The following is a 21,198-nucleotide window of genomic DNA, read 5'->3' on the forward strand; positions in this document are numbered from 1 at the left end:
TTCCGTTTAAGGGAACCATGCTTCGCACAATTTAAGGAGGAACTAACAGGATGTCAAACGTAAAAAAAATCGCAGTACTTACCAGTGGTGGAGATTCACAAGGCATGAACGCGGCTGTCCGCGCGGTAGTGCGCAGCGCAATCTTTTATGGAATTGAAGTGTACGGGATTCAACGCGGCTATCAGGGCCTGCTGAACCGTGATATTTTCCCGATGGATCTGCGCAGTGTAGGCGACATTATTCAGCGCGGCGGTACGATTCTGCAGTCGGCACGCTGTCTGGAGTTCATTAAACCGGAAGGCCAGCAGAAGGGTGCGGATATCCTTAATGAAATGGGGATCGACGGTCTGGTGGTTATCGGCGGTGATGGTTCCTATCAAGGCGCCAACAAGCTCAGCAAGCTTGGTATCAAGACAATGGCTTTGCCGGGAACTATTGACAATGATATCTCCTTCACTGACTACACCATTGGCTTTGATACAGCGGTAGGCGTTGTTGTGGATGCCATCAACAAGCTCCGTGACACTATGTCCTCTCATGAGCGTTCTTCCATTGTCGAAGTTATGGGCCGCCACTGCGGAGATATTGCTCTGCACGCCGGTCTAGCATCAGGTGCTGAAACCATTCTTGTACCGGAAATGCCGTATGACCTTAATGAAGTGGCAGACCGCATGAAGGACAACTTTGCCAGAGGCAAACGCCACAGTATCGTAATTGTTGCTGAAGGCGTAGGCAAAGGCGAAGATGTAGCCCAGGCGCTCAAAGACCGCCATGCTTCACTCGACGCCCGCGTGACGGTGCTGGGCCATATTCAGCGCGGCGGTACGCCGACTCCGGCAGACCGCAACCTGGCAAGCCGTCTCGGCGACTTTGCTGTACGTAAGCTGATTGAAGGCGAATCCGCCAAAGCTTGCGGAATCATTAAAGGTGAATTGACTATTACCGATATTGATACAGTTGTAAACACCAAGAAGGCATTCGATACTGAATTGTACGAGCTGGCTTCCCGTCTGTCCCAATAACATCAGCATATGCTTTTAAGCCGCCTATTACTAGGCGGCTTTTTACATTTCGGGTAAATTGCAGAGGATGATAAAACGGCCCTGTCCTTCCCGGAGTCAGGAGGAGGACAGGACCGCTTGCGAAAGTATGGTCAGCCGTTATTTTGCTCAATGATCCGGGCGGAAAAATTCCGCTGAACCTTAACGAGGCGGCCCAGCAGCAGTATGGCTCCAATAGCTAGACCGGCGATCAGCCCGATCCAGTAGCCGTATGCTCCCATGTCTGTATAGGTGGCCAGCAGGTAGCCGGTCGGAAGACCGATCACCCAATAGGCAATAAAGCAGATGATGAAAGCCGGATTTACATCCTTGTACCCTCTAAGCACGCCTTGGGTCGGTGTGGCTATTGCATCTGAAATCTGGAAGAAGATTGCGTAGATCAGGAAATGCTGGATCAGGGCAATCACCTCGGATTCGTCCGAATAGAGACCGGCTACGTGATTGCCTGCGAATAACAGGACGAGTGCGGTTAGCAGCGACAGTGCAGCAGCGGAGCCAATGCCCATAATGCTGTATTGGCGCGCATCCTTCAGCCGGCCGGACCCGCTCTCAAAGCCGACGAGAATGGTTAGGCTCATGCAGATGCTCAGCGGGATCATATACAGAGTAGAGGCAAAGTTGATGGCTGCCTGATGGGCCGCTATCGTAACGGTGTCGAAGCGGCTCATCAGCAGTGTGACGGCGGAGAACACTGCTGTCTCAAAAAAGATGGAGAACCCGATCGGCACGCCGATCTTGAGCAGTTCCTTGAAGCTTTTAAGAGAAAGCCCGTAGAACTTGCGGAACAGCTGCAGGCTCTTGAACGGCTCAAACCGGTAAATGAAATGCAGGGCGACTGCAAAGATAACCCAATAGGTAATTGCCGAGGCAACACCCGCCCCTACACCACCCATCTCAGGGAAGCCGAATTTCCCGAAGATCAGCAGATAATTCAGGCCGACATTGACCGGAAGGGCAATCAGCGTAATCAGCATCGAAACGCGGGTCTGTCCCAGGGCGTCGATGGTGCTGCGCAGTACGGTATACCCGAACAGGGGGATAATTCCGATGGAGATGGCACAGAGGAAACGGAAGGCAATATCCCTGACCTGCGGCTCCAGATTCATGAAATTCAGTACCGGGGACAGAACAAGGCTGCCTGCGGCCAGCACGAGGAGTGAAATCAGCAACGAAAGCCATAGGCCCTGGGTTACCTGGTAGGCTACATCCTTATTTTTTCTGCTGCCGATCAGGTGGGATACGATAGGGGTGATACCCATCAGAATCCCGCTGAGGCCGGTCTGGATAGGAATCCACAGGCTTGTGCCGATTGCAACACCGGCAAGATCATCCGTGCCGAATTTACCGGACATATTGGTGTCGAAGAAGGTGATGGCCGATAAAGCGATTTGGGTAATCAGAATGGGAAAAAGAATATGTAAGAACTGCCCGGCCTTTTGTCTGAGTGAATGCGTTTGTTTCATGGATAGCTGCCTCATTATCTGGATAAGATTTTTAAAGATTTTATTCAGGAAAAGACCCGGCATCTGCCGGGTCCCGAATCCGCTTAACAGCCGGATATAATGGATATGATGGCTTAAATCTTATTGCTCGTAATCAACATCTGAGGTGTATCGGTTATTGGCGTTCCAGAGCAGGAACTCATCTACGTTCTCGTCCTTCAGCGCACGGATCTGATCTTCAACCTGCTGCTTGCCGTATTTAATGAAATGACCGCTTCCCAGCCAGCTGGCGGTAAAGTCTTGAATCCACGGCCGGATCACCGGCTTGTAGCTGCCCAGCGGGTCCAGCTTCTTATGGGTATCGACCATGGAGCCCTTGATTGTCGCGTATGGATCCTTATCGGGATCCTTAACATCGAACCAGCCGGTGGAGTAATGGCTCGGATATACCATCGGACTGATTACATCGACATTTTTGGAGATTTTGACAAAATCCTGGCCGATGCCTTCTGCTGCAGGGACAGATGCCGCATAACCGAAAATATCAACAGATACTCTGACACCGAGCGGGGCAAGTTCAGCCTTGGCATATTTGACGAAGTCTGCAATGATTTCGACGCGCGGACGGTCACTCTTGGTATATTTCAGTGTATCGGCGCGTTTCTCAAAACCCTCAGGGAAACGGACGTAATCGAATTGGATCTCCTTAAACCCTAGCTTTGCTGCTTCCTTGGCAATGTCCACATTGTATTTCCATACATTCTCATTGTACGGGTTAACGAAGCTGTCGCCGCCTTTGTTCTTCCAGACACTGCCGTCAGAATTGACGAAGGACAACTCCGGATGCTTCTTGGCCAGCACGGAATCCTTGAACACTACAATACGGGCAATCGGATAGACGTCATGCTCCTTCAGCCGTGTCATAAGCTTGTTGATATCGCCGATGAAATTCTGGGGTGTGCCCATTTCCTGCAGCTCGGCATTGTCAGTCTTATATGTGATATATCCGGCGTCGTCCTTAATGTCGATGACCATCGAATTGAGCTCGGTCTTGTCAAGGAGAGCAAGGAGCTGCTCCATCCGGGAGCCGCCTGCGCTGTAAGCAGTGACGTAGATGCCTTTGACCTTGGGCGCATCAGGCTGCGGATCCGTATGAAGTGCGCTGTCCGCTGCGGGTGTAGCACTTGGGGCAGGGGATGGTGATACATTTCCGGCTGATGTATTAGAAGCAGTGGATCCGGCCTGTTCTGCCGTGACAGGTGGATTAACAGCCGACTGCAGGGCTGCGGAGACGTCGGATTCATGTCCGCCGGACTGGACGCCAACGCTGCCCAGAGCCATCATTAGTAATGCCCAGGTGATGTTCATTGTGTATTCTCTCCCTTTATGTACATTCCTTTAAAGTATAATGGAACGGCAGCATCCAAAAAGAACAGACTTGTAACAATCCGTGTAATTTTGAAAAGCCAGGATATTTACCGCCCTTTGAGTTTTTAAACGGACTGTACCGATTCTAAACCTCCATATTAAAAGTAAATGCCGCCCGGAGCGGCAATGGCTGGCTCCGGGCGGCAACAAATCAAAACTTGCCATCAAGCGGTCGTGCTTATTGAAGATACGCAGGATTCTGATGCTCACAAATGCTGTAATGGATGATATCCATGGCATCCGCCGGTTCCAGAATGCTTAGACCGTCGCGCAGCACGATTACAGAATTCAATTCGTCCTGCTTGAGAAACGGCATCATATCGGGATACCACCTCATGACGATTGCTGACAGTTTTACCGTTTCCATTTCCATAAGAGTCACCCTTTCCTTTTTCGAATGGTACTGAACGGTTCATTCAGGGAACATCCGTAAAACGAAGTGCCTGGAAAAAAGAGGGGTAAAGCACAATCCTCATGAATTTATTAGGTCCTGCGTGAATCTAATATATCACAATTTTAAAATACGCGCATTTCTTTCAGCTGGATCTTCTCCGGAAGGAGCCCATAACACCTACGGTTTCCACAATATTGACAAAGGCCTGCGGGTCGCTGGCTTTGATGATCCGTCTCAGCTCCGCCAGCTCATAACGTGTTGTCACAGTCATTAGCATGTCCCGTTCGATATGAGAATAAGCGCCCTCGGTCTTTATTTTGGTTACGCCGCGCTGAAGCGGAAGGAGCTGCTCGAGCAGCTCTTCGGTACGGGTTGTTACAATGTATACGGTGACTTTGATGTGGCTGACGTGAATCAGATCGACTACCTTGCCGGTTACATAAATGGAAACCATGGAGGCCAGCGCCAGATTCCAATTATCATCGAAATAGGCGGCGGCCAGAATGACTAATCCGTTTAATCCGACCAGCACATTTCCGATTGGAAAGTCACGGTATCGGGTAATAATGGAACCGAGGATATCAAACCCGCCGGAGGATCCGCCCATGCGGAAGGAGATGCCGGCGCCGACACCAACAAGCACACCGCCGAATACGGAGGCCAGCAGCATATCGGAAGCTACGGTTATTTCCGGTACCAGGGTCATCAGCCAGGTGGTGGAGCCAACGGAAAGGATGCTGAGAATAATAAATCTCCGTCCCAGCTGGAACCAGCCGGCAACAAGCAGCGGTACATTGAAGAGCAGATACAGCAGGCTGATATTGAACGGGGTAAAGTAACCGACCAGCATGGCCAGACCCGAAACCCCTCCGCTAAGCAGCCTGTGGGGGATCAGAAACAGATTAAAGCCGCAGGCAATCATTGCTGAACCGAAGATTACAGCAAGGCAACTGCCGATTTGTCTAAGTTTTAACAAGCGTTTCACCTCTGACATGTAATGTAAGTAATGAAAGAAAGGAATACACTGGTATTCCTAAATAGGTTTGTGATATAATGTATAGGATATTCTTGAGTAGAACGTTACAATGGTATTTTTGCATTGCTTCGGATGTGAAGCTACAATTGTTCAGGCCGTTAACCTGACCTGATCTAAAGGACATTTTTTTCGTCCCATACGCGTAAACCCATGCAGAGATTGCGGCATGATTGGACAGCCTATATAGGTGTTTACCGCTACTTAAGAATACAGATAAGCATGTGGAATGTCCACTGTATAGAAGGAGCATGAATAATTTGAAAACATTCGCAGAATTCGGCCTGGAGCCCAAAGTGCTTCAGGCAATCACAGAGCTAGGATTTGAGGAGTCAACACCGATTCAGGAGCAGGCGATTCCGATCGCGCTGACAGGAGCGGATATGATCGGCCAAGCTCAGACAGGTACCGGTAAAACCGCTGCCTTCGGTATTCCTCTTATCTCCAAAATCTCCCGGGAAGACGAAAAAATCACGGCGCTTGTTATGACGCCTACCCGCGAGCTGGCTATTCAGGTAGCTGAAGAAATCGGCAAACTGTCCCGCTTCAAGGGTCTCCGTTCCCTGGCCATCTACGGCGGACAGGACATCGGACGCCAAATCCGCGGATTGAAGAAAAAACCTCAGATCATTATCGGTACACCAGGCCGTCTCCTGGATCACATCAACCGCAAGACCATCCGCCTGGACGACGTTCAGACCATCGTACTGGATGAAGCTGATGAAATGCTGGATATGGGCTTCATGGAAGATATCCAGAGCATCCTCAAGCTTGTACCGGAAGAGCGCCAGACTATGTTGTTCTCGGCCACTATGCCTCCGAACATCCAGCGTCTTGCCCAGCAGTTCCTGAAGAATCCGCAGCACGTATCAGTAATTCCTAAGCAGATCAGCGCACCTCTGATCGACCAGGCTTACATTGAAGTTCCTGAGCGTCAGAAGTTTGAGGCCCTGAGCCGCCTGATCGATATGGAATCCCCTGAACTGGCTATCGTATTCGGCCGCACCAAGCGCCGTGTTGATGAGCTTGCTGAAGGCCTGCAGAAACGCGGGTACTCCGCTGACGGACTGCACGGTGACCTTTCACAGAATCAGCGTGATGCGGTTATGCGCAAATTCCGTGACGGCAGTATTGACGTTCTGGTAGCTACTGACGTAGCTGCACGCGGACTCGATGTATCCGGTGTAACACATGTAATCAACTTTGACCTTCCGCAGGATCCGGAAAGCTATGTACACCGTATCGGCCGTACCGGCCGTGCCGGTAAAGAAGGTACAGCATGGTCGTTCGTAACACCGCGCGAAATTGATCACCTGCACCTGATTGAGCGTGTTACGCGTCACCGCATCACCCGCAAACCGCTGCCTACAATGGCAGAAGCGATTGAAGGCAAACAACGCATTACAGCAGAACGCCTGCTGGCAATGGTTGAAGCTGGAGATCAGCTGAACGAATACAAAGGTATTGCGATCCAGCTTCTGGAGCAGTACGATTCTGTACAGCTGCTGTCTGCAGCAATGAAGCTGCTGACTGGCGAATCCAAGGATGCGCAGGTTGAACTGACACCTGAGGATCCGATCCGTGCTAAGCGCCGCGGTGGCAAGTACGACATCCGCAGCGGACGCAAGCCAAACGGCGGCGGCTACGGCGGCAACCGTTCCGGCGGAAGCGGCGGCGGATACCGTGGTAACCGTGAAGGCGGCAACCGTGAAGGCGGAAGCTACGGCGGCGGTTACAAGGGCAACCGTGACAACGCCGGCGGAACAACACGCGGCGGTTACAGCAGCGGCTACGGCAGCAATAGCAGCAGCGGCGGCTACAAAGGCAACCGCGATGATGCAGGCCGCAGTTCCGAGCGTAAGCCGTACAACCGTCCAAGCGGTACTGGCACACGCCCGGCTAAGCGCGAAGACTTCGATAATTAAGCAGCAGCCGGTATTCCGGCATTTAGAAGGCGAGAGACCGCTCAGCGGTTTCTCGCTTTTTTTGTGCTGTTCAAATATATGCTGATGTTTGATTTAGTACAATATTTGGTCTTTATCTGGCAGGCGGAATTAACGCAGCGGTAACTGTCAATAACAATTCCGCAAATCCGATTTCTAAGGTAAATCTTCTAATTTATAGTCAATTCGTTCAGTCTGCATAGACCGTAACCCGAATTCATAAGAATGGGCGCTGGAAAAGTCCGGGTCAAATAGGTTATAGTTAAGGTACGCAGTATGCGCGAGACAGACAGGAGGAAGGGAATTGGAGTTTAAAGGAGCTATGGGCGGTTTATACCGCATCACGGAATGGATTTCACGTATTGCCTTCAGCAATATATTATGGGGGCTGTGTTCGATTCCGTTTTTGTTTATCGCTGTGATGAAGATTATTATGCTTGGTTCAGCAACAGGGGGGCCCAACGAACAGATTACGCTTAACTGGGCACTGGGGATTTTGGCACCGTTTACGGTATTCCCCGCTACGGCTGCGCTGTTTACGGTGGTGCGCAAGTGGGTGATGGGCAACACGGATGTCAGCACATTCCGTACTTTTTTCCAGGGTTACAAAGAAAATTATCTCAAGAGCATGCTTGGGGGACTCATCTATACCGTGCTGTTTGTTATAATGTACGTTGATGTGACCGTATACATGACTCAAATGGCCAATTTCAGAATCGTCGGTATTCTGATGCTGGTGCTGATGATTATTCTGTTTGTATCAATGTTTAACTTCTTCTCAATTGTCGTTCATTACCAGATGACCTTTAAGGAAGTTATTAAGAACTCTGTCCTGCTGACCATCGCCCGGCCTATTCGTGTGTTCTCTACACTGATCGGTTCTGCGTTGCTTGCATATATAGGTCTGCGGTACCCTGTACTGTATGTGATCTGCATTCCTACACTGGTTGCTATGCTGGCCTTCTTTAACTTCTTTGCTACTTACAACAAGCTGCAGCTGCAGGCTGAGAAAAAACAGCAGCAGGAGCTGGAGGCACAGGAAGCAGCGGAAAAAGAAGCGGCAGAGCGGCTGCTTGCGGAAGACGATGACGATGATGACGACGATGATGACGATTTCGATGATAAGGATAATTCCAGATCACCTAAACGGTTTTAATATCAGCGTTACAATCACCGGCAAAAAGGGACGAGAATTTAATTCCAGTGTTAATTAAAGCGCATACAGGTTTACATTTTCGTCAAAACGCAATATAATAGTTATAAATCCTGCGATGTACGTTACGGTTGCTCGTTGTTTTGAACCAATGATAATGTCTCGGGAGACTTAATACGGAGCGCGGCTGAACAGCCCTGTCTATACGACTTGGGGAATTCAAAAACGACTTCTGCGGTCACCCACCTGCTCTCGCAGGTTCAGAAGACACTGTAGCCGGACGGCATAGGCGGGTTTTCTGCTGATTTTGACAAGGTGCCCTGTATCCCGCAATTGCGGATTCAGGGCACCTTTTTATTTGTTTTGCCTTTTTGGAAACGGTATCTGCAGATGCCTTTCTTACATAGAGGTCCAGGAAAGTGAGCTATGCTCTTTTGTTCCTGGGTTAAGAATGTTACACTGATAATAATGAACTTGGGACTAAAAGAGGGGGAAATATTTTGTCGCTCAAAAGAACATTGGTCGGTATATTCCGCAGTCATGACGGAACTAGCGACCGTGCAAAGGATCCGGCATTAAAGACACGTTATTACACTCTTTCGAAAGACAAGGCATGGGATGAAGTGTCTTCAACACTGAAGAAAATTCCCGGTTATAAGGTTCTGCATGAGGTGCAGTCCGTAGGAGAAATTACCCTGGAGAAAAGAACGGGGTTTGGACGTACGCTGGACATAACAGTATCCGTACTGAATACCTCGCCGGTACGCTGTGGTATCGACATATATTCCGCATCCAGAGGCTCGCTTGGCGACCTGGGTGCCAATTACCGTGTAATTCAGCGCCTGTATGAATCGCTGGACAAGAAGCTGGGCAAGTACAAGACAGACTAATGAACCGCCGGGTTGCTGTCCGGTGATTGTATGCGGTTTCCGGAAGAATCCGGCTATATAATAGGATGCGTTATCTATAACAAAAAGCGGCGGAAGGAAAGCCTTCTGCCGCTTTTTTAACATATCGTATTTCTTTTATATCGTCCGGCTTTGTGGAACTACAGCAATTCTTTGACGGCGGCAATCGCTGCTTCGTAATTCGGGTGCTCGGACATTTCGCCAAGGTACTCAACATAAGTTAATTTGTCGTTCTTGTCGATAACGAAGATGGAGCGCATATCCAGGCGGAATTCTTTGATCAGTACGCCGTAGGCTTGTCCGAAGGCGGCTTCCTTGTGGTCAGACAGGGTGATAACCCGGTCAATGCCGGCAGCGCCGCACCAGCGGGCCTGGGCGAACGGCAGATCTGTGCTGATGGTGAGGATGACTACGTCGTCTCCAAGCTCGGCTGCTTCGCTGTTGAAGCGGCGGGTCTGGGCGTCGCATACGCCTGTGTCCAGGGAAGGCACGACACTGATCAGCTTGATTTTGCCGGCATAGTCGCCCAGTGTAGCGTCCTCCAGCAGGTTCTTGCTTACTGTGAAATCGGGAGCGCTGTCTCCGGCTTTGAGCTCAGGTCCCACCAGTGTAATCGGATTGCCTTTGAATGCGGCTACGCCTGTTCTTTCTTGCGTCATGTCCTTGTTTCCTCCTCAGGTTACAATATTGGATTGTTACTGCCAGAATAAATTATAATCGTTTTAGAAGGTTGATGTCCAACCGGACAACATACATAAAGGATGGGTGCCATGATATTCATACGTTACGAAAACTGGAAAAGCTATCTGCGATACTATCCCGTAACCGTTATTCTTCTGTTAGCGAACCTTGTGATGTTTATAGTAGCATCGCTGAACGGCGGTTCAACAAATCTGGATACGCTTGTGAAGCTAGGTGCTGTGGTGGATAACGGGCCGGAAAAAGAAGAGCTGTGGCGTTATTTTGCTGCTATGTTCCTGCACAACGGATTTTCCCATCTTTTCTTTAACAGCTTCTCGCTTCTGGTGTTTGCTCCTCCGCTTGAACGGCTGCTGGGCTGGTGGCGCTATGCAATCCTGTACATTATCGGCGGGTTTCTGGCCAATGTGCTTTCGGTTGCACTGGGCGGGACGCCGGATCCTTATACCGCTACCGTATCTGTAGGCGCCTCTGGCGCGATATACGCGATTTACGGCGCATTTCTATATATCGCCACCCTTCAGCGCGGGATGATGGATGAGGGCTCACGTAAGACACTGTACGGGCTGCTGGTGATGGGGATTGTGATGTCGTTTGTTACTCCGTATGTCAATTGGATGGCTCATCTGGGCGGACTGGTTGCCGGGTTTTTCCTGTACGGGCTGATTATCCGTCTTTTAAAAAGAAGCAGGCGATAGGAGAGGTTGGGAAGTGGAACTTAGACAGCTGCAATACTTTCTGAAGGTTGCCCAAAAGGAGCATGTTACCAAAGCGGCGGAGGAGCTGCATGTAGCCCAGTCGGCGGTAAGCCGCCAGATTCATCAGCTGGAGCATGAGCTTGGGGTGGATTTGTTCATGCAAAAAGGCCGGAATCTGCAGCTTACGCCTGTAGGGCAGCTTTTTTGCAAGCGGGTCGAAACGCTGCTTAAGGATCTGGAGCGCTCTGTAGCAGAGGTGCATGAATTCCTCGACCCGGAGCTGGGGGAGATCCGTATCGGCTTTCCGCACAGTCTGGGAACGCACCTGATTCCGTCCATTGTGGCAGAGTTCCGCAGGCACTACCCTAATGTCAGGTTCCGCTTCAAGCAAGGGACCTATGCGTCCCTGATCAAGGATGTCTCGTCGGGTGAAGTGGATCTGGCGTTTATTTCCCCTTTTCCGGAGAATGACGGCCATGTTGCCGGAGATATCGTAATGACAGAGGAGTTGTTTGCCATCCTGCCGCAGCATCATCCGCTGGCTGGCGAAACGGTGATCCGGCTTGAACAGCTGCGTGATGAGAAGTTCGTATTGTTCAGCCAGGGGTACTCCCTGAGGCCGATTGTCTGGCAGGCCTGTATTCAGGCCGGTTTTAAGCCCCAGATCGCTTTTGAAGGCGGGGAGACGGATACCATCCGCGGTCTGGTTGCCGCCGGCATGGGCGTTAGCCTGCTTCCGGAGACGGCGCTGTACCAGACGAATCCGATGCAGCCTGCCCAGGTTAGAGTCGTAGAACCGGCTGTTACCCGGACGGTGGGCATCATTCACCGCAGTGACGGTAAGCTGCCGCTGGTTGCCAGATCGTTCAGGACTTTCCTGCTAACCTATTTCAGGGACAAAAACAACAATAACCCGGAAGGCTAGAGCCTTCCGGGTTATTTGTTTCAGCTGCGCTTTGCAGCGGAGGTGGGATTATTCACGGTTGCCAAGGAACATAGTGATCAGACGCAGAAGCTCAAGCAGGGAGACCAGAGCGGCAGCCACATAAGTCAGAGCGGCGGCATTCAATACCTTGGCAACACCGCGTTCTTCCTCGTTGCGGATGAAGCCTTGCTCAACCATGACCTGACGTGCGCGGTTGCTGGCGTTGAACTCGACCGGCAGCGTAACAAGCTGGAATGCTACGGCAGCAGAGAAGAAGATAATTCCAAGTCCGATAAGATTGGTTGCGCTGAAAATGAAGCCTGCCAGCAGCATGAACGGTGCAACGCCTGAAGCGAAGTTAACGACCGGGAACATCCGGTGGCGGAGCGTCAGCATCGGATAGTGCACCTTGTGCTGAATAGCGTGGCCAACCTCATGGCAGGCAACGGAAACGGCGGAAATAGAGTTCTCATAATATACCGGTTCGGACAGGCGGACTACCCGGTTAATCGGATCATAGTGGTCAGACAAAGTTCCGCGAACAGGTTCGATAGGGACGTCGTGCAGGCCGTTGGCATCGAGCATGCGCCGTGCCGCTTCATAACCGGTCAAGCCGTTTGCGTTCGGGACTTTAGCCCATTTATTAAAAGTACCCTTAACTCTGAACTGGGCCCACAAAGAGAACAGAAAGGCAACAATAACTAATAAAAACATATCTCATTCCTCCATCATGATGTGTGTGAGTAATTACATTGGCGGATTCTGCGTCAGCAGCAGCTTGATCGCCTCCATGCAGGCAACACCTTGCGGAATAAGGGCAGCCAGCGCACGTCTGGCCTGTACCGGCTTCAGTCCATGTATCATGGGCTCCAGCGCCTTGACTTCACGTTCCAGACGCTGCATCTGAAGCTCCAGCTCCGCCAGTTTGTCCGAAACATCGGCTTCAGGAGTAGCTGTATTCCATTTATCCATCATGGATTTGATTTCTTCCAATGTATATTTCTCTTGCTTTAGCTGATTAATACGTTCCAAGGCGGCTAAGGTTTCATGGCTGTACAGCCGGTAGTTCTTCATGCTTCTTGATTCCGGCTTGATCAGGCCGAGCTTCGTATAATAGTCGATGGTCCGTTCGCTTAAACTGGCGGCTTTGGCGAGCTCACCAATCCGGTAAAGGATCATATCCCCATGTCAGTTCACCTCGCTGTATAATCCTCCCGCTAATGAAGCGGAAGTTTCTCACTTAATGATTAATAGTATCTATATCAAAATGATACCAAAAATCGAACCGTACAGTCAAACGTCATACTTACTTTAAGTATATGCGGTATCAAGAGGAAAGATACTGCTGATAATCCTCGAAACATAACATGAATATGTCATATATTAAACTCCTAGCTCGTCTTAGAAAAGCATGTGCTTTGTTTTGAAGCTTGAAAACGAAGCGGAGTGGTCCCTGTTTTTCTGTGATGTCAGCATAATTAAGAAAACAATACTACAAATAGAGCGGCATGTTTAAGCGAACTTGTTAATAAAAATACAACACATATTGTATAAGCGTTGTATGCGTTTGCAAGGAAAAGGGCTAAAAGTTGCGGGGATTGTGCTATTTCACCTGGTATATTGCTTTAATGCTATCCAGCTGTGCAGAAATAATGGTATTCAAAAATAAAAGGACGGACTATCAAAAAATAGTCTTGTCAATTTACCTGACTTCTGATTATAATGACATTAAGAGTTTCACGCTTTGTTAGAAAATATAACATTGGGGAGTGGGGTTAAGATGAAGAAAAAGTTATTGATGATGTTTCTGGCCATGATTACCTTAATGATCTATCCGGTCAGCGCCTTTGCTGCTGACGGTCCGACAGCACCGGACTTGCAGATCGGTCTGGACACAGCGTTTACGTTCCTGGCATTCATCTTAGTGTTCTTTATGCAATCAGGATTTGCACTGCTTGAAGCCGGATCGGTCCGGATGAAGAATGCCGGTCACGTAGCCGGTAAGACAGTTCTGACACTGGCAATTGCCAGCTTGTGCTTCTGGGCTGTCGGTTTTGCCTTTGGCTTCGGTAACGGTAACGGCTTAATCGGACTTGATGGTTTCTTCTATGGTGGAGATTCAATGTCCGCAGCTTTTGAGTCGCTGGCCTTCTCCGATGTAACACTTAACACTAAATTCCTGTTCCAAATGGCTTTCGCTGCAGTATCATTGGCGATTGTATCCGGTGGTATGGCTGAACGTGCTAAACTGAGTGTGTATATTATCTTCGGGATTTTGTTCTCCGTTATTATCTATCCTGTCGTAGCGCACTGGGTATGGGGCGGCGGCTGGCTGGCTACGCTTGAAATGCAGGACTATGCAGGTTCTACGGTTGTTCACCTTACCGGTGCAACGGCTGCTGTAATAGCGACCATTTTGCTTAAACCGCGTCTCGGCAAGTTTAATAAAGAAGGCAAACCGGTAATTATCCCGGGTCACAACCAGGTATTCACCGTACTTGGCGTAATTATCCTCTGGTTTGGCTGGTTCGGCTTCAATCCTGGTAGCGCATTGTCCCCTATGGGCGGTTTCTTCGGACACGTAGCACTGACAACCAACATTGCAGCTGCTGCCGGCGGTCTGGCTGCACTTATCGCTTCCTGGCTGTACTTTGGAAAATCTGACATTCCGGCAATGCTGAACGGCGTACTGGCTGCACTAGTTGCGATCACCGGTGCCTGCGCATTCGTAGAGCCTTGGGCTGCCATCATTATCGGTCTTGTTGCTGGAGCATTTACCTTCATGACTTCGCAATGGCTGGAGCGCGCTGGTCTTGATGATCCGATCTACGCTTTCTCAGTACACGGTATTGCAGGTATGTGGGGTGCGTTGTCCACAGGTCTCTTCGCAACTCCTGAGTTGATTGAACAAGGAGCACTTGTAGGTGAACCTGGTCTGTTCTACGGCGGCGGCTTCCATCAGCTGGGCGTTCAGGCACTTGGTGTGGTCGGAACATTCGCTTTCGTAGCTGTACTGTCCTTTGTAATCCTATATGTTATGAAATTGGTTATGGGTATCCGTGTTACAGAAGAAGAAGAATTGATGGGTCTGGATATCAGTGAGCACGGTACCTACGGCTATCCTGAGCAGATGAAGCTGATTGCAGATTCCGAATCCAAAACCCAGAAGTTGTAATTATATACAGACGGGGGGCGGACCGCTTGGCTGGGATGGAAATGACAGAGTGGAGTAAAGATAAAAGAATGCTATCCATCGCAACGGCCGGTTCGCCGCAAGAGCTGAAAGGCAGGCGTACTGCCTGCCAGCAGGCACTTCTGGAGCAGTTAAATGTGATTCCGATTGAGGAATGGGTGTCCAAAGTCAACGCAATGCATGATCTGATTGCTGCGGCTGCGGTGAACATTTGTGAGGCGCAGATGAAAGAGGCGGGCTACGGCCCGCCTCCCTGCGCCTATTCCTTTATTGTATTCGGCAGCGCCGGCAGACAGGAATCCACCCTTTGGAGCGATCAGGATAACGGCCTGATTGTGGAGGGGGAACCTGATAACGTCAAGCTGACCTATTTTACTGCTTTTGGCGAGTTGCTGTCCGATGTGCTTGAGGCAGTCGGTTATGAGAAATGTGAAGGCAGAGTCATGTGCTCTGAGCCGCTCTGGCGGAAGACGCTGCCGGAGTGGAAGGAGCAGCTGAGCAGCTGGATGGGCCAGCTGGAATGGGAGCCCATCCGTTATCTCATTATTGCTTCGGATATGAGGCATGTGGCTGGAAGTGCGGAGCTGTCGGCTGAATGGAGGGAAGCCTTTCACGCCGGCTTTGTGGGCAATGAAAAATTGAGTACGGCTGTTTTACGCAACACTGTCCGCCACAAAGCAACTTTGAACCTGCTTGGACAGGTGCTTACCGAACGTTTTGGTGATTATGCCGGCGGCTTTGATGTTAAATATGGCGTTTATATTCCGCTTGTTAATATAGTCAGGCATTTAGCGCTGCTGCATGCGGTCAAGGACAGCTCAACCCTGAAACGGCTCACAAGACTGGAAGTGCTCGGGGAATACGGGCATCTGCAGGAGATCCGTGAGGCCTTTCTGACTGCTTTGCGGATGCGAGTGAATACTCCGCATACGGTACAGGACGGACTGTTGTTCAGCAGCGATTATATTTCCGAAAATGATCTGAAGAATAAACAGCTTATGTCCGAGCTGCGTGAAAGTCTGCTGCTGGTCAGAAGATTGCATAGGGCCTTACAGCGCCAGCTCCGGTCAGCGGAAAGGAGGCAGTCATGAAGGAGCCGAATAAAGGCGGCGGATTCTGGAACAACTTACGGCAGGGCGGAATGCCCTCTGCAATTGCATCTATAAGAGGCGGCGAATCCGCCCAGCAAACTGCGCAGCAGATGGCCTTTATAAGGTCGCTTATGCGTGAGAAACGGCGGCCGGAAGTACTGCATACTCCGCTTTCCGAGCTGGAGACGGTCATATTTGATCTGGAAACGACTGGTTTTTCCCACCAGCATGGCGATGAAATCATGTCATTTGGTGCAATCCGCGTAGTTGGTGAGGAAATTAAGGAAGAAGACTGCTTTTATACGCTGGTAAAATGCCAAACCGCTATACCGGAGAATATTACCAGGCTCACAGGAATTACGGAAGAGATGACGGCTGCGGCTCCTTCGTTGATAGACGGCCTGCATAACTTTATGGCTTTTGTCGGCCAGCGTGTCCTGGTGGCGCATGGCAGTGCGCATGACAAATCCTTTCTGAATGCGGCGTTGTGGAAAACCTCCAAGGTTCAGCTGACCCACCGTGTACTGGACACGATGATGCTGGCCCGCTGGCTGGAGCCGCAACGCAGCAACTATACGCTGGATGAGCTGCTCGCAGTTCATAATATTCCAATCCAGGGGCGGCATCACGCACTGGAGGATGCCAAGATGACAGCACGGCTGTGGGTTTCGTATCTCCGTGAGATTTCGAACAGACGCCAGGTAGATACACTTGGTGATCTCTACGCCTATTTGAGCAGAGCCTGAAGCGTTGCCGGCAGCAATTGCGCAGCGGTCTTGCCTTCAGTACTGCTCTCCCGGCTGATAATAAAGCTGTTAAGAACCGGAAGCGAGCCGTTACCTGTTCCCGGAGAGCCGATCAGATAAACCTTGAATTCCGGCCCAAGGGCTTCAAGCCCTTGAATATCTGCAGGGGAAGGCCACGGCGGTGAGGTTGGATGGGAATGGAACAAGCCGATGGGGGCAGGGTCACCGTAAAGCGCCTTGACCCACTCCCGCGGATCAGGCTCAAATGCATGCAGCGGGTCAGGCGCAACGTTGCTCAAAGGCACATAGCTGCTTATGAGTATGCCTCCCGCTGCGGCAGTACCCAGCAGTATTCCGCATGCTTCGTGCGGAAGACAGGTCAGCATATGCTTCCCCAGCATGAGCTGTACGGAGGAAACCAGCCAAACCGGCGGGGTTGTTCCCTGGAATGCTGTCATGTATTGACCCCTCTCTCTTCATGGGATTCCGTCTTTGGACGGAGTCCTCTTTTTTGTGTCTGGATGGTTTGAAATGGACGGCAATGGGGGTACAATAGGAGCAACCCATCCCATATGTAAAGGAACAGACATCTGATGAGAGCTGTTAATAGACGGAATGTTGCAGTCCTGGCACTGGTTGTCCTGGTTACAGCAGTCGTCCTGGTACGCTGGCTGAATAAGGAACTGGAAGCTGTTCCGGCAGTTCAGCAGGCCTCTGCGAGCGGGATTGGCGTGGGTGATCCAGCCCCAGCCTTTTCGCTCAAGGATAACGCTGGCCGTGAGTATACGGTTGGCGGTCCGAGGAAGAAGGCGCTGATTGTGAATTTCTGGGCTTCCTGGTGCGATCCCTGCCAGCAGGAGGCACCGGAGCTGAATGCGATGGCACTGAAATACAAGAATGTGCTGGATATCTACGGAGTTAACGTGACCAGCCAGGATTATAAGCCGAATGCCGAGCGGTTCATAAGGAAATATATGCTGGCTTTTCCGGTTATGTTTGATCTTAAAGGAGAAGTGTTTGACCAGTACCGGGGCCAGGTTTTCCCGACCAATGTGCTGATTGACAAGAATGGCAGGGTCACCGAGGTTGTACTGGGTGCCCTGACCAGAGAAGAGCTGGAGAAAAAAATAATAGCTCTGACCGGCTCCTGAGCAATCAGCCTCCGGAAATGAAGCCCCTCTGCCAGTTCGGGAATTGTAGACTCCCGCTGCAGAGGGGCTTCATGATGTGAGGCTTGCGAGTCAGTCTAATATTAGTGATTGACCAGGCCCCGCGGTTCGCTGCTGTTTGTAGTTTCGTTCCCCAAAGAGATCTGTCCGAGCAGGGCATACCGCATACTGTCTACCAGCGCTTCCCAGCTAGCCTCGATCACATTGCTGGATACACCGACCGTGCTCCAGGTATTATTGTAATCCTTCGATTCGATCAGCACGCGTACCTTGGCAGCCGTCTGATCCTGCTCATCAAGAACACGTACCTTATAGTCAGAGAGATGCATTTCATCAAGCCGCGGGAAATAGGTCTTCAGCGCTTTGCGCAGCGCATTATCCAGCGCGTTGACAGGACCGTTGCCCTCGGCAGCAGTGTAGAGGCTGTCACCGCCTACGCGGAGCTTAACGAAGGCCTCTGAGACTACAGGCTGGCCGGCATTTTTTTCAACAAGCATCTTAAAGGATTCAAAGACAAACAGCTCGTTCAGCTCACCGGTTGCTTCACGCAGCAGCAGTTCCAGGGAGGCATCGGCGCCTTCAAACTGATAGCCCTGATGTTCAAGATTCTTAATCTTGTCAATGACTTTGCGGGCCTGCTCACTGGTTGGATCAAGACTGAGCCCCATATCCTGGGCTTTGGAGAGCACATTGCTCTGGCCGGCTAGCTCGGAGACGAGTACCCGTTGTTTGTTGCCGACCAGCTCCGGGGCAATATGCTCATAAGTGCGGGAATCACGGAGGATTGCCGAGACATGGATACCGCCTTTATGCGCGAACGCGGCTGCTCCGACATAAGGCTGATTCACCGGCATATTCACATTGGCCACTTCGCTTACATAGCGGGCGGTATTGGTCAGCTGCGGGAGAGAGTCGCCAGGTATGCAGTGATAGCCCATCTTGAGCTGGAGTGTCGGGATGATGGAGCACAGATTGGCATTGCCGCAGCGTTCGCCGTACCCGTTGATGGTGCCCTGTACCTGGCGCGCTCCCGCGTTGATCGCACTCAGTGCATTGGCAACAGCAAGCTCGCAGTCATTATGGGTGTGAATGCCCAGCGCAGCGCCGGGAAGATGGCCCGAAATAGAAGTTACGATGTCGTATACTTCATTAGGAAGGGTTCCGCCGTTCGTATCACACATGACAAGCCAGTCTGCACCCGCTTCCCGGGCTTTGGCCAGCACGGCTGCAGCATATTCCGGATTGTTTTTGTAGCCGTCGAAGAAATGCTCGGCATCGAAGATGACCTCAAGGCCTTTTTGCTTGAGATAGGAGATGGAGTCGCCGATCATCGCGAGATTCTCCTCGAGCGTGGTCTGCAGTGCGGTATGCACATGGAAATCCCACGATTTGCCGACCAGCGTTGCTGCAGGCACACCGGCATCAATCATCCTCTGCAGATTGTCATCATGCTCGGCAATGGAGTTTTTGCGGCGGGTGCTGCCGAAGGCGGTGATTTTGGCGTTCAGATACAATTCCTTGACCCGTTTGAAAAACTCAATGTCTTTATTGTTGCTTCCCGGGATGCCACCTTCAATGTAATGCACACCGAGATCATCGAGCTTCTTGGCAATTTTCAGCTTGTCATCTGCCGACAGACTGATGCCCTCGCCTTGTGTGCCGTCGCGAAGTGTCGTATCGAAGATGGAAATGGACTTAGACATTAAGTCTCCTCCTAAAAGTTTTGTGAGCATCTGCTCCATTGATTCGGCTTCGGACAAAACTGTCATCGGAAGCATCAACTACGTATTGAAATAATTTTTATATTATAGCATTTTTACGCGGGAATGTAACAAAGAACTTTACAGGAGAGATACGTCTTTAATTGACCTCCTGCAGACAAAAGCGTTATGCTGAATTGAACAATGGAAACCATGTAGATAAGAAGGTAGATATTGTGCAGAATGTAGACCAGTATTATCCGGCAAGCGGAAGGGTTATCCTGCATGTGGATATGAACGCTTTTTACTGCTCTGTGCATGAAGCGGAGGACCCGGATCAGTATAAGGGCAAGCCTACTGCCGTTGCCGGGAGTGTCGAGCAGCGCAGGGGGATTATTGTGACCTGTTCCTATGCCGCGCGCAGATTTGGGATATCTACAGGAATGCAGGTGCAGAAGGCGCTGCGCATATGCCCGTCCTTAACTCTTATTCAGCCGAACTTTCATCTATACCGCAAATATTCCAATGCTTTTATGCAGATTGCCTATAGCTATACCCCGCTGCTTGAAGCGGTCTCGATCGATGAATGTTATCTTGATATTACCGGCTCTAAGCAGTTTGGGACTCCGCTTGAAATTGCCGGGGAGATACAGCGGCGGATTATGGATGAGCTGGGTCTTCCCTGCTCGATCGGCGTTGCCCCCAACAAGCTTCTGGCTAAAATGGCCTCCGATCTGAAAAAGCCAAACGGCATTTCGGTGCTGCGTCTGCGCGACGTACCTGGGGTGCTATGGAATAGGCCGTGCGGTGAAATGTTCGGCATCGGCGGCAAGACAGCCGAAAAGCTGCGCAAGCTGGGAATCTACAATATTGGGCAGCTTGCGGCAGCTGACGAGCGGATGCTTACAGACCATTTCGGGGTGATGGGCTCCTGGCTGAAGCGGGCCGGTAACGGCATTGATTATGGAGTCGTAAATCCTGAGCGTGAACAGAGCAAGTCCATCGGACATACGACTACCTTGCCCAAGGATGTGGTCGGTCTGGCAGATGCCAGGCCAATCCTGCTCAATCTCAGCGACCAGGTGGCAAGGCGGCTGCGGAAGCAGGGACTGGTGGCTTCAGGCGTACAGCTTACAATCCGTACCCCGGATATGAAGACCATTACACGCTCCCGGCAGTTTGAGGCCCCTACAGAAACCGCCGAGGATATATACAAGGTAGTGTGCGATCAGTTTGCCCGCCACTGGAAAGGCGACAAGCCCGTAAGGCTGCTCGGTGTAACCCTGCAGAACCTGAGCCCAAAGGAAGAGTCCGCGATTCAGCTTGATTTGTTCGATTATGAACGGCAGCCGAAGAAGGAATCCCTGAATAAGGCCATGGATATGCTGCGCAACAAATTCGGTGAGAATGCCGTGCTTACCGCCGGAATGCTCAGTGACAGCCATTCCGCCCGCCTGCGTAACCATAAGGAGCGCGGTACCTCACTGCAAAAGGATAATCTGCGGCAGGTGGACCCCGATAAAGACTGACAGTATCCGGCGGATGCAAAGGCTTATATCCGACAGATTATGCGGCAAAACTGTAAACATGTTGAAATTTCATTGAAATTGTATTC

At 50.8% G+C, this 21,198-nt stretch carries 20 protein-coding genes and 1 other RNA gene; 12 read left to right on the forward strand and 9 right to left on the reverse strand.

Going from position 1 to position 21,198, the window contains the following annotated elements; genetic code table 11:
• Positions 1 to 50: 50 nt before the first annotated feature.
• Positions 51 to 1,022: a 6-phosphofructokinase gene (pfkA, locus tag AC4G46_RS11655; RefSeq protein WP_068727881.1), complete on the forward strand. Its 972-nt coding sequence runs from the start codon at positions 51 to 53 to the stop codon at positions 1,020 to 1,022.
• A gap of 131 nt (positions 1,023 to 1,153) precedes the next feature.
• On the opposite strand, the gene AC4G46_RS11660 is transcribed toward pfkA, so the two are convergent.
• The 4 genes from AC4G46_RS11660 to AC4G46_RS11675 all read right to left on the reverse strand — a co-directional run bounded on the left by AC4G46_RS11660 (position 1,154) and on the right by AC4G46_RS11675 (position 5,301).
• Positions 1,154 to 2,524, reverse strand: a complete 1,371-nt coding sequence (locus AC4G46_RS11660) for an MATE family efflux transporter (protein WP_491128069.1) — start codon at positions 2,522 to 2,524, stop codon at positions 1,154 to 1,156.
• 120 nt (positions 2,525 to 2,644) lie between these two features.
• Entirely contained in the window at positions 2,645 to 3,871 is a 1,227-nt protein-coding gene (locus AC4G46_RS11665; RefSeq protein WP_491128070.1) for a putative glycoside hydrolase, read from the reverse strand.
• 238 nt (positions 3,872 to 4,109) lie between these two features.
• A complete protein-coding gene (locus AC4G46_RS11670) occupies positions 4,110 to 4,304 on the reverse strand; it encodes a hypothetical protein (RefSeq protein ID WP_068727877.1) in 195 nt (64 codons plus the stop codon).
• A 163-nt stretch (positions 4,305 to 4,467) separates the two neighbouring features.
• Positions 4,468 to 5,301, reverse strand: a complete 834-nt coding sequence (locus AC4G46_RS11675; protein WP_491128071.1) for a YitT family protein — start codon at positions 5,299 to 5,301, stop codon at positions 4,468 to 4,470.
• Positions 5,302 to 5,618: 317 nt separating this feature from the next.
• Between AC4G46_RS11675 and cshA the strand changes: the two genes are divergently transcribed.
• The 4 genes from cshA (at position 5,619) to AC4G46_RS11695 (ending at position 9,344) form a co-directional block, all read left to right on the forward strand.
• Entirely contained in the window at positions 5,619 to 7,283 is a 1,665-nt protein-coding gene (cshA, locus tag AC4G46_RS11680; RefSeq protein WP_491128072.1) for a degradosome RNA helicase CshA, read from the forward strand.
• A gap of 322 nt (positions 7,284 to 7,605) precedes the next feature.
• On the forward strand, positions 7,606 to 8,457 hold the full coding sequence (locus AC4G46_RS11685; protein ID WP_491128073.1) for a YesL family protein: 852 nt from the start codon (positions 7,606 to 7,608) through the stop codon (positions 8,455 to 8,457).
• Between the two features lie 104 nt (positions 8,458 to 8,561).
• A non-coding RNA gene (gene ssrS, locus AC4G46_RS11690) (6S RNA) lies at positions 8,562 to 8,754 on the forward strand.
• A 200-nt stretch (positions 8,755 to 8,954) separates the two neighbouring features.
• On the forward strand, positions 8,955 to 9,344 hold the full coding sequence (locus tag AC4G46_RS11695; RefSeq protein ID WP_068727867.1) for a DUF1499 domain-containing protein: 390 nt from the start codon (positions 8,955 to 8,957) through the stop codon (positions 9,342 to 9,344).
• A gap of 158 nt (positions 9,345 to 9,502) precedes the next feature.
• Here AC4G46_RS11695 and tpx read toward each other — a convergent pair whose 3' ends face one another.
• On the reverse strand, positions 9,503 to 10,021 hold the full coding sequence (tpx, locus tag AC4G46_RS11700; protein ID WP_491128074.1) for a thiol peroxidase: 519 nt from the start codon (positions 10,019 to 10,021) through the stop codon (positions 9,503 to 9,505).
• 111 nt (positions 10,022 to 10,132) lie between these two features.
• Between tpx and AC4G46_RS11705 the strand changes: the two genes are divergently transcribed.
• Entirely contained in the window at positions 10,133 to 10,759 is a 627-nt protein-coding gene (locus AC4G46_RS11705) for a rhomboid family intramembrane serine protease (protein ID WP_221795721.1), read from the forward strand.
• A gap of 13 nt (positions 10,760 to 10,772) precedes the next feature.
• Positions 10,773 to 11,684 (forward strand): glutamate biosynthesis transcriptional regulator GltC, encoded by a 912-nt coding sequence (gene gltC, locus AC4G46_RS11710; RefSeq protein ID WP_491128075.1) that lies wholly within the window; start codon positions 10,773 to 10,775, stop codon positions 11,682 to 11,684.
• Positions 11,685 to 11,732: 48 nt separating this feature from the next.
• Here the strand turns inward: gltC and AC4G46_RS11715 are convergent, their stop codons facing one another.
• Together AC4G46_RS11715 and AC4G46_RS11720 are read right to left on the reverse strand one after the other, a co-directional pair.
• Positions 11,733 to 12,398 carry a zinc metallopeptidase gene (locus AC4G46_RS11715; protein ID WP_090711136.1) on the reverse strand — a complete coding sequence of 222 codons (666 nt, stop codon included), beginning with the start codon at positions 12,396 to 12,398 and terminating at the stop codon, positions 11,733 to 11,735.
• Positions 12,399 to 12,431: 33 nt separating this feature from the next.
• On the reverse strand, positions 12,432 to 12,863 hold the full coding sequence (locus AC4G46_RS11720) for a MerR family transcriptional regulator (RefSeq protein WP_491128076.1): 432 nt from the start codon (positions 12,861 to 12,863) through the stop codon (positions 12,432 to 12,434).
• A gap of 601 nt (positions 12,864 to 13,464) precedes the next feature.
• Here AC4G46_RS11720 and AC4G46_RS11725 point away from each other — a divergent pair.
• The 3 genes from AC4G46_RS11725 to AC4G46_RS11735 are packed head-to-tail and all read left to right on the forward strand — an operon-like array spanning position 13,465 to position 16,714.
• Entirely contained in the window at positions 13,465 to 14,859 is a 1,395-nt protein-coding gene (locus tag AC4G46_RS11725) for an ammonium transporter (RefSeq protein WP_491128077.1), read from the forward strand.
• A 35-nt stretch (positions 14,860 to 14,894) separates the two neighbouring features.
• Complete coding sequence (locus AC4G46_RS11730; RefSeq protein ID WP_491128852.1) at positions 14,895 to 15,968, forward strand: DUF294 nucleotidyltransferase-like domain-containing protein; 1,074 nt, start codon at positions 14,895 to 14,897, stop codon at positions 15,966 to 15,968.
• Positions 15,965 to 16,714: an exonuclease domain-containing protein gene (locus AC4G46_RS11735; protein WP_491128078.1), complete on the forward strand. Its 750-nt coding sequence runs from the start codon at positions 15,965 to 15,967 to the stop codon at positions 16,712 to 16,714. The genes AC4G46_RS11730 and AC4G46_RS11735 overlap by 4 nt, the downstream gene beginning before the upstream one ends.
• Here AC4G46_RS11735 and AC4G46_RS11740 read toward each other — a convergent pair.
• A complete protein-coding gene (locus tag AC4G46_RS11740) occupies positions 16,696 to 17,172 on the reverse strand; it encodes a M67 family metallopeptidase (protein WP_491128079.1) in 477 nt (158 codons plus the stop codon). The genes AC4G46_RS11735 and AC4G46_RS11740 overlap by 19 nt on opposite strands.
• 135 nt (positions 17,173 to 17,307) lie before the next feature.
• Between AC4G46_RS11740 and AC4G46_RS11745 the strand changes: the two genes are divergently transcribed.
• Positions 17,308 to 17,865, forward strand: coding sequence for a TlpA family protein disulfide reductase (locus AC4G46_RS11745; protein WP_491128080.1), 558 nt, complete (start codon positions 17,308 to 17,310; stop codon positions 17,863 to 17,865).
• Positions 17,866 to 17,966: 101 nt separating this feature from the next.
• Here AC4G46_RS11745 and cimA read toward each other — a convergent pair whose 3' ends face one another.
• Positions 17,967 to 19,586 (reverse strand): citramalate synthase, encoded by a 1,620-nt coding sequence (gene cimA / locus AC4G46_RS11750; RefSeq protein WP_491128081.1) that lies wholly within the window; start codon positions 19,584 to 19,586, stop codon positions 17,967 to 17,969.
• A gap of 233 nt (positions 19,587 to 19,819) precedes the next feature.
• Between cimA and AC4G46_RS11755 the strand changes: the two genes are divergently transcribed.
• Complete coding sequence (locus tag AC4G46_RS11755) at positions 19,820 to 21,112, forward strand: DNA polymerase IV (protein ID WP_491128853.1); 1,293 nt, start codon at positions 19,820 to 19,822, stop codon at positions 21,110 to 21,112.
• The last annotated feature ends 86 nt before the right edge of the window (positions 21,113 to 21,198 follow it).

The organism is Paenibacillus sp. fava2 (assembly GCF_058313675.1).

What these genes read in the sequence shown, in the direction of transcription:
- pfkA (WP_068727881.1), top strand. Translation starts at nt 51, where the DNA reads ATGTCAAACGTAAAAAAAATCGCAGTACTTACCAGTGGTGGAGATTCA.
- AC4G46_RS11660 (WP_491128069.1), bottom strand. Translation starts at nt 2,524, where the DNA reads ATGAAACAAACGCATTCACTCAGACAAAAGGCCGGGCAGTTCTTACAT.
- AC4G46_RS11665 (WP_491128070.1), bottom strand. Translation starts at nt 3,871, where the DNA reads ATGAACATCACCTGGGCATTACTAATGATGGCTCTGGGCAGCGTTGGC.
- AC4G46_RS11670 (WP_068727877.1), bottom strand. Translation starts at nt 4,304, where the DNA reads ATGGAAATGGAAACGGTAAAACTGTCAGCAATCGTCATGAGGTGGTAT.
- tpx (WP_491128074.1), bottom strand. Translation starts at nt 10,021, where the DNA reads ATGACGCAAGAAAGAACAGGCGTAGCCGCATTCAAAGGCAATCCGATT.
- AC4G46_RS11705 (WP_221795721.1), top strand. Translation starts at nt 10,133, where the DNA reads ATGATATTCATACGTTACGAAAACTGGAAAAGCTATCTGCGATACTAT.
- AC4G46_RS11715 (WP_090711136.1), bottom strand. Translation starts at nt 12,398, where the DNA reads ATGTTTTTATTAGTTATTGTTGCCTTTCTGTTCTCTTTGTGGGCCCAG.
- AC4G46_RS11720 (WP_491128076.1), bottom strand. Translation starts at nt 12,863, where the DNA reads ATGATCCTTTACCGGATTGGTGAGCTCGCCAAAGCCGCCAGTTTAAGC.
- AC4G46_RS11725 (WP_491128077.1), top strand. Translation starts at nt 13,465, where the DNA reads ATGAAGAAAAAGTTATTGATGATGTTTCTGGCCATGATTACCTTAATG.
- AC4G46_RS11730 (WP_491128852.1), top strand. Translation starts at nt 14,895, where the DNA reads ATGGAAATGACAGAGTGGAGTAAAGATAAAAGAATGCTATCCATCGCA.
- AC4G46_RS11735 (WP_491128078.1), top strand. Translation starts at nt 15,965, where the DNA reads ATGAAGGAGCCGAATAAAGGCGGCGGATTCTGGAACAACTTACGGCAG.
- AC4G46_RS11740 (WP_491128079.1), bottom strand. Translation starts at nt 17,172, where the DNA reads ATGACAGCATTCCAGGGAACAACCCCGCCGGTTTGGCTGGTTTCCTCC.
- AC4G46_RS11745 (WP_491128080.1), top strand. Translation starts at nt 17,308, where the DNA reads ATGAGAGCTGTTAATAGACGGAATGTTGCAGTCCTGGCACTGGTTGTC.
- cimA (WP_491128081.1), bottom strand. Translation starts at nt 19,586, where the DNA reads ATGTCTAAGTCCATTTCCATCTTCGATACGACACTTCGCGACGGCACA.